Origin of the sequence: Okeania sp. SIO2F4 (genome assembly GCF_010672385.1) — a bacterium.
GTDB lineage: Bacteria > Cyanobacteriota > Cyanobacteriia > Cyanobacteriales > Microcoleaceae > Trichodesmium.
The window spans coordinates 1-8,079 of the sequence record NZ_JAAHGT010000413.1; the positions used below are offsets into that span (position 1 = coordinate 1).

An 8,079-nucleotide genomic window follows, 5' to 3' on the forward strand; every position below is an offset into this window, starting at 1 on the left:
TATTTGCAAATAATTTGAGCTGATTTGCAGTTAATGTGAGCTGAAACCTATTTTTATTTGCAATTAATGTGAGCTGAAAATTGCCTTGTTTGCGAGCCGAGGCGTTTTTGTTTGCAAGCCGTTACAAATAGCCGTGGGGCACACGGTTAAAGAAAAAGCTTGTGGAGATAGTCTGACGGGGGTACAACTCAACTTGTTTGATTTGTTATCTAGTTAAGAATCTGTGATACAAGAATCTCCCGTTATAATCTCCGATTTAACGGTGAGAGTGTCAAAATCTCTTTAGATATACCATTAAGCTTGCTTGTCATCCCGTGAGTTAAAATAGAGGCTCTTTTCAATAGCTCAGTAAACTATGATTCTATTAAATGACTTATCCGAACGTCTCCAGATTGACGACCCGGAAGAACGTCATACCATTAGTCCGGTGAGTTGGTCACAATACGAAACATTATTGTCAGTTTTGGGGGATCGCTCCTCCTACCGTATCAGTTATTTAGATGGAGTTTTGGAAATCGTGGCCCCTAGTCGTCGGCATGAAAGTGGAAAAACCCGAATTGGAACGTTGTTAGAAATTTACTTTCTGGAAACTAACACAGAATACTTTCCCACAGGTTCCACAACTTTTAGTAAGTCTGAACAGTCTGTGGGAGGGGAACCAGACGAGAGTTATTGTATTGGCACAGATAAAGAATTCCCCGATTTGGCCATTGAAGTCGTTGTCACGTCGGGTGGGATTAATAAGTTGGCTCTCTATCAACAACTTGGGATACAAGAAGTTTGGTTTTGGCAATTCGATCGCCTTGCTATTTACTATCTGCGACAAGATTCGGAGCAATTCACTACAACTTTTGGGTATGAGGCGATTAATCGCAGCAAAGTTTTACCTGAATTAAACATTGAGTTATTAACCGAATGTATTCAGAATCCAAGTCCTCTTGCTGCTGCTAAAGCGTTTCGAGAAGGAATTTGTTAAGTTAAAGAAGGATTGCTGGAGACAGCAATATGAGTGTATGGGGATTCAAACCAAAATCAACAACTAGATTCGGCAAGGGGTCTCCCGTTATAATCAGGCGATTTAACGGGAGAGAACTCCACATTCTTGACATACTCTCCGGCCTAAAGGCGCGGAGATTCTCCTGAAACCAGGATTCTTGGTTCAATGAGTCCACTTAAACTAAACACCTTGCGGCATCTAGTCCAGAGATGGTTCTCTCCCCAAGCGTTTGCTCTATTTCAAGAGCCCGTTCCCGTATGCCCTACGGTACAGTTCAAACCTTAAAAAAAACTTTGGTTCTCTGATACTTGTTGCGAGCGAGTTTTTCTATGTACAAGCTAACCAGTACAAAACTCCATAACTCTACTTTTCAAGGTGCAAACGCTACAGTTAAGTAGCTATAGGTTTTTAGAGCGGTTGAATACCTTTCCGCTGTTTCCACTATAACACAAAGTCTCCCTTCCAGAGGGAGGCTTTCAACCCAATTTTCCGGTAAAGATGAGTTTTCCCAATTTGCGGTCGGGAAAAGGATATTATGCTACTTGGGAATTAGAGATTTTCTCAGGTTTATAATACTTAGGAACATCTAGTGTCGGCTCTCCAAATAGTTCCATAAATCCCCATTGTTCTCTACCCGGTAAAAATTTAGCTTTAATTTCTACAAAGTAGCGTGAGCCTTGTTGATCTTTCTCCAATTTAGGATTAAATCTAAACGGTTTAACTAGAGCATCCCTCCACAGCACAGGAACGTGATTTGCCCTAGTTAATTTCTTATTTAATTTCTCATTATCAAATTTTTTCTTTAATCGTGAGACGCGATCGTCTTTTCCTTTTCTATTCCTATGAATAGAAATTACAGGACATTTACAGACCGCTATAAATTGCCACAATCCTGATAGTTTAAACTCGTTAACCTTCAAATCTAAATGAGGAGTATCATTGGCTGCAATTATGGTAAAAGCTAGTTTGGGGGGAGTATTTTTGTTGGGAAAATGTGTGAGGTAAGGATAAACAGTTACATACCTATCTTTGTCAGGATTGTAGTCTAGCCTGAGAAATTCTTTTACCTTGGGGCTATTATAAATTAATCCATAAGTTTTTCCTTCTGAAATCAGATTGTAGTAAGCATCATTATCCTCATATCGCCTGACTATTTTGCCATATAAAATTCCTATACCTTGGAAAGCATAATCTTGTTTAGGTGGTAGGCTTTCTTCTTCTTTTACTTCTGAACTAGCTACTTTTTGAGATTCAGATTTAGGGTTTGATTCTGTCTGTTTTTTAGTTTCAGTTTTGGACTGCTGAATTGATTGAAATGTTGTCTCTTTATCTGAAGGTTTATCTACTTTTAAATCCTCCGCTTTAGTCGGATTTAATTTAGATTTTTCCTGCTCTAATTGCTTAGTTATATTCTCAATAATATCTTGAAAAGTTTTCTTTTGTACTTCGTTTTGTGCAGCATTAAGGAGCTGCTGCATTTTTGCTAAATTTTTTTCTAGGTCTGGGATAGACACCATACTAACACTCTCCGTTTTTTATGATTTTGCTCAACTATATACAGTTATTCCTTGCAAAACGATAATGTGTGACGCGACAAAAACGCGGTAACCATCTTGTTATTTATAATCTTCTTCAATTCTATCTAGAGTCAGACCCTCTAAACCATGATTTATTTTATCATAAATATCCTGTTTAATGTCGTGAATAGACTGGTCTTTGCAGTACTTAAGTTCAAAACTTCTATGAGGCAGTCTGAATATATTTACTTGCCTAAAAATCACTATTTTTAAAATGTTCAAGAATGAATATGATATTTTACAATCTATAAATATCAGATAAGAATCTTGCCTTTCTCCAATATTGGAAGCTGTTATCCTCCAATCTATCGAATGAAAACTACTCTTAAACAGTCTTTCTATATAATTTTCAATTGCCATACATTTTGCTGATTTATACATTTTTATCCTTTTTTTGACTTTTTTTACGTCTTTATGGATTCTGAATCCAAGCCTTCTTGCTGCTTCAAATCGGTAATGTTAGTATCTGTTTGGCCTTACTAATGAGCGCGATCGCTCCTAAATCCATGTAGAGATGTTCATCGTTCCTGCAACCAACTCAACAAATCTTCCAATTTATTAAAGTCTAAAAAATCTTCCCCTAAATTATCCAAATCTTCAACTGATAAATCCTCAATTTGACTAATTATTGCCTCTGGAATTTCTCCAAAACGCTTTTTAAGTTGACGTATTATTAATTGCGCTCTCCCTTTTTGTTGGCCTTTTTCTTCCCCTCTTTGCTCTCCTTGTTGTTCCGCATAAGTTATCCGTCCTCTCTCATCTTGCATTGCTATTCCTCGACGCTCAACTATGTCTAACTCTTCCGCTGTCATGTTAATTTTATTAGCAATATTTAAAGCCTTTTCTATTTCCGAAACTTCTCTTAAATTCTCCGGTATCTCATCTAAACGGCTAGCACCTTTGAGAAAATAAATCCACTTATCACTTAAACTATGTAACTCAGACAAATTTTTCTTAAACTTTGGCAATTCTACAAAAAATAGTTGTAACTCTTTTTCCAGAAATTTAATTTTTTTAGTCTCTTGTTGAAAGACAAACTTATTAATTACATCCTCATTATTTTCAAACAAAATAAAATCCGTAATTGTCACCGCTATAGCTGGATTAAGTAAGAGATAATCTTCTCCTGTTTCTAATTGATTTGCATAAGCTTTAGCTAGGTTATAAGCTACTCGTTTATTAAAACCAGCCATTCTAGCAACCTGCATTTCAATCACTACAACAGAACCATCAACTAAAACTGCTTTTACATCCAAATAAGTATCTTTTAATGAAATTATTTGACCAGGATTAAAAGGATTAACAATTGTCAAAGACTGAATGGTTTTTTCCCCACCATAAATTATGGCATTGAGAAAGCTAATTAAGATATCTTGACTTTGTTGCGAACCGAAGATTTTTTTAAAAGCATAATCTATCTTAGGACTAACAAATTTCATAGTATTTTTTCTCCTAATTATTAATTAACATTATAAAATAGTAATGTAAATATACTGAAGTGCAACATGGGTAGACAAGCTAAGTTGAAAGCTCAAAGAAGGTTATCAAAACCTCAAGAAAAATTAAATAAAAAACAAAATGCAAGTTATAACTTAGAACAAATACTAGAACAAACAATCAATACTAACAAAGCAGGATCTATATTAGGTTTAACTAGAGAAGGACTTATCAATGCTCAAAGAGAAATATTTAATTTAAACCATGAGTTGAAAAAACAATTTCAGTGGGAATTTGAGACTTCACATGAAATCATTGATGACTACCCATGTGATTTAGCTTTAAAAATGACTAAATTGAAGGCCAATGCAACTGCTAACTATGTCGAGGTGCGAAACAAACACAATCAAATTGAATTATGGGGAAAACCACCAGGTTCTACCCAAAAACATTTAATAAGTACTTTTCCCTCTCAAGAGCTAGAAAAAGTCAGGAACAAACAAGAGGTCTTTAATAATTATGCTCATTATATCTGCCCTTACTGTTGGGATAACTACCCATATATTTCTGATAAATTAGATTTACTACTGCAACAAGTCCATCTGGAATTCTGTGCAATTAATTAAAACTAACCAAAGCTCCACACTCCAAACTCCAAAGGTGGGGTACAACTTAAATAAGCAATCAGCACTCAGCATTACGGGATGGAAATGTTTTACCTAAACTTGGACGTTCCGAAATATTGTCTCAGAAAGAGGAGCTACTAATGGCACTAACACTAACAAATACCATTACATAAGCACAAAATTTTAGGCGCTCTAGCTGATAGCTAGTTAATTGAAGATTAATTTTTTCTGACATTTTTCGTTTCATAATTACTTGATTATTACCTGTAATTATATGATATTATTATTAGTAATAAATCACAAGAATAAAGCCACATATTATGAGCCTTATTCTTCTGGGATGGTGGGTACATTTTTTTTTTCGGAGTAATAATTATGGGAATAAAATCCAAAAGTAGAAAGCGGCATAAAAACAAGAAATATAGAACAAGGTTATATAATAATCCGCAGGTAAAAGAGAATGAGCGACCCAGTAATAAAACAAAAGAAAATGAGCAACCAAGTAATAATGAAGATATTAGATATCTTGTATCACCTGAAGTTTACTTTCAAAAACATTGGAGATTTCCCGCTGTTTTTGACAATTTTTTAACACACTTATATGATAATAATTATCATGGCTGTTTTCTAGAATTTAATATTTTAGAATCTGAAATAGTAGAGCAGTTAATTAATTTAATCTCACCATTAACTCAAAGTAGATATGAATTTTTTATCGAAAATGATGACATTGTGTTATGCCATAGAGACAGAGTAAAATACAATATTTTTCCTCCTAAAGAAGGTAATTTCAAAATCAAAGCCAGTATTAAATCGCGTGCCAGAATCAGAGACCGTATGCCTCATATAGTATGTTCTTGATAATTCCATTTTTCGTGGCATTTCCGTGGCAAAGAGCGTATCATCAAACCACAGCAAAGCCAGCCTACCCACAGTAGGAGTTTAGGAGTTTAATTTTTGAACTACGAGTGAGAATTAAATCGGTATCGGTTCCACTTGCCTACGCAACTCCTCCCAAAAACTAATCGGCATCGGGGCCATAAATAATTTAATCAAATCCATAATTGTATCAACCGATACATACTCTAGGATATATTGGCCGTAAGTCTTAACAGCGAACTCGATATTTTCGGCCATTTCCTCTAGGGTCTCACCTTGCTGGACAAAATAGGGAAAGTCAGGGAGCCATTCTGAGACAAACCACCTGATTTCCTCCGGTAGCTCAGATAACGCTTTTTTAGGATTGTTAGTTCTGTTTAAGGTATTCCAAAGCAAAACTAACATTTTTTTGAACCGCACAAAACTTGTTGGTAGTAGGTCGAGGCAGACTTGAGAAACCCTACTTCGCGACAGTCCTACTATTTGAGCTACCTTTTCTTGAGTGAAATTTTGGCCGACTTTGGCTAATTCCCACATGGTATTAATGATTTTTCTGTTGACCTGCTCTCCTTTCTGTGCTGCTTTAGGACATACATCATAAGTGGCCACAAGTTCTATATTTACTCCTGGCAGTCTGGAGGCGATCGCTGAAATTTCATCCGAAGTCCATTTTCCGGGTAAGTAGATAACGATCTGTTCGTCAGGGCGGTTAGTGGCACGGGGGCGACCTATTACTTGCTCCAAATCAGCTATCCGACGGCGTTTGATATGACGACCGTAGTCTCCTGTTAATTTGCTCGGGGTGACAATTTGACCAGTCGTGCACTGCCACTTAGCAGCTAGGGCGCCGAGATTTTCGGTGTAGTCGCCGATGGCTATCATAGTAGTGCAGTCTAAAAATTGATTGGACCCTCGACTATCATTCCCCCAGTGGCCGACTTTCACAATGTTGTCTGGTAATTTGTGAGAGTAGGCATGAGCTTTATAGTCTATCAAGCCGATTTTTTCACTTCTGTGATTTTCAGCTATTTGATTAATAAATGCTGTTATTCGTTCTGTTTCGTTGTATTGAGACCCGCTGCGACGTTGATTACTTGCATGACCAAAGTCTTGCATAAATTTAAGGGTTAGGTTGCTGTGGTCTTTTTCTGGGCTGGAAAATACCAATATAGGTTCGTCTTTGTCCAGGTTGAGATTACGCCTTAAATCTGCAACGTCTTGGGTTGTGTCTAAGAATGTCACGACTGCTGCTGACTTAATAATGTCTTGGTGTCTGTACCAAGGTTTTGTTATTGTTAAACAGTTTTTGTTCAAGCTTAGACTGATTTTTCTATCTCCATTGATAACTTTGAGAATAGGAGATAAAAAGTCTAAGGTATGGTTTAGTTCTAATGCTTCTGTTTTTTCACCAGGAGTCATTCCTGAATCTATAATTTTATCAAAATTAGTTTTCAGCAGTTTTTGGCATTCTGCTATTAAGTTGTCAAGAGAAGGTATGGTGGGTAATATTTTTCCTGTTGGTTTTTTTTCTACTGTTGTTATTTCTCTGGTGATGGGGTCGTGGTTTACTTTATATATATATTCGGATTCTCCCCATAAGTTTATTTGAGGATTTACGAGTTCTGAGCTGTATATTTCCTCAATTATGGCATTGAATTTATCCTTAGCAATATAAGTCAAATATTGCAGGTATTTTTTTTCTGATGATAACCATTCATTTTTAGGAATGCTAAGGGAGGCGAGTTTTTCCATTACTTGGAAATGGTCAGACCCATGTTTATTGGCAGGTTCATAGTTATCTATAAGAGCATAAATTTTCTGACATATTTCTTGTAGAACTTTAGCTAATTTCTGATTTTCTAAGGATGCCAGTTTCATGTTTCCTCTGGCGATGGCATCTTGAGTTATGCGTATAGGTTTGGATGGTTCTAATGTTTGGTCAATTTCGTCAACTATTAAAGCTGTAGGTACATCAAATTTGTTGAGTCCGTTTAGGTCAGCTCTAATATCAGGATAGTTAGGAATTTCTCCTATAACATTGCCGTCCTCATCTTTGATTTTTTCTGTACCTAGAGTATTGCGTCTTTCTTCTAGGTAATCACAGCCTGCCTTGAGCTTGGGACAAGTCTGACAGATTTTGCTTCCTTTTCCAGAGAAAGCATTTAACTGTAATTCATAAGCTGTATTAAATAGTTTATGCTCTATACACGGCGGGGCAATATCTGGGGGTTGGTTTGATGGTGTTGCTGTTTGGTAGGGGTTGCCTAATGGTGTATGTTTGGTATTGTCATAGGTTAACCCGTTGTGTTTGGCTATTAAGTCTTTACGATGCTCAACACTCTCAACCGTGGGGTTACGATGGTTTGTGGCTGCAAACACTGTCCGTTCTATTCCTTCTAGCTTGTCTGCTGTTAGGCTACCATAAACATGAGATTTCCCTTCTCCACAGCCATGTTTGTCTAGTATTAAATTCCATCCTTTGGCGTACGCTTCTCTTGCAGGAGTATCTCCCCATACTCTCAAATCAAATTTAATATTGGGTTCTTTGATTAACCAGTTCTCA

General features: G+C 36.5%; 7 protein-coding genes. 3 read left to right on the top strand and 4 right to left on the bottom strand.

Annotation, left to right across the window (positions count from 1 at the left end):
* Nucleotides 1-355 precede the first annotated feature (355 nt).
* Nucleotides 356-976, top strand: coding sequence for a Uma2 family endonuclease (locus F6K22_RS23250; protein ID WP_293103332.1), 621 nt, complete (start codon nucleotides 356-358; stop codon nucleotides 974-976).
* A 554-nt stretch (nucleotides 977-1,530) separates the two neighbouring features.
* Here the strand turns inward: F6K22_RS23250 and F6K22_RS23255 are convergent.
* Together F6K22_RS23255 and F6K22_RS23260 are read right to left on the bottom strand one after the other, a co-directional pair.
* Nucleotides 1,531-2,514 carry a hypothetical protein gene (locus tag F6K22_RS23255; RefSeq protein ID WP_293103334.1) on the bottom strand — a complete coding sequence of 328 codons (984 nt, stop codon included), beginning with the start codon at nucleotides 2,512-2,514 and terminating at the stop codon, nucleotides 1,531-1,533.
* Nucleotides 2,515-3,092: 578 nt separating this feature from the next.
* Entirely contained in the window at nucleotides 3,093-4,013 is a 921-nt protein-coding gene (locus F6K22_RS23260) for an Rpn family recombination-promoting nuclease/putative transposase (protein ID WP_293103336.1), read from the bottom strand.
* A 66-nt stretch (nucleotides 4,014-4,079) separates the two neighbouring features.
* On the opposite strand from F6K22_RS23260, the gene F6K22_RS23265 reads away from it, so the two are divergent.
* Nucleotides 4,080-4,637: a hypothetical protein gene (locus F6K22_RS23265; RefSeq protein ID WP_293103338.1), complete on the top strand. Its 558-nt coding sequence runs from the start codon at nucleotides 4,080-4,082 to the stop codon at nucleotides 4,635-4,637.
* 121 nt (nucleotides 4,638-4,758) lie between these two features.
* On the opposite strand, the gene F6K22_RS23270 is transcribed toward F6K22_RS23265, so the two are convergent.
* Nucleotides 4,759-4,884: a hypothetical protein gene (locus F6K22_RS23270; RefSeq protein ID WP_293103339.1), complete on the bottom strand. Its 126-nt coding sequence runs from the start codon at nucleotides 4,882-4,884 to the stop codon at nucleotides 4,759-4,761.
* A 128-nt stretch (nucleotides 4,885-5,012) separates the two neighbouring features.
* On the opposite strand from F6K22_RS23270, the gene F6K22_RS23275 reads away from it, so the two are divergent.
* Nucleotides 5,013-5,498, top strand: coding sequence for a hypothetical protein (locus F6K22_RS23275; protein ID WP_293103341.1), 486 nt, complete (start codon nucleotides 5,013-5,015; stop codon nucleotides 5,496-5,498).
* A 114-nt stretch (nucleotides 5,499-5,612) separates the two neighbouring features.
* On the opposite strand, the gene F6K22_RS23280 is transcribed toward F6K22_RS23275, so the two are convergent.
* On the bottom strand, nucleotides 5,613-8,079 hold a 2,467-nt coding region (locus tag F6K22_RS23280; protein ID WP_293103343.1), incomplete at its 5' end, for a hypothetical protein.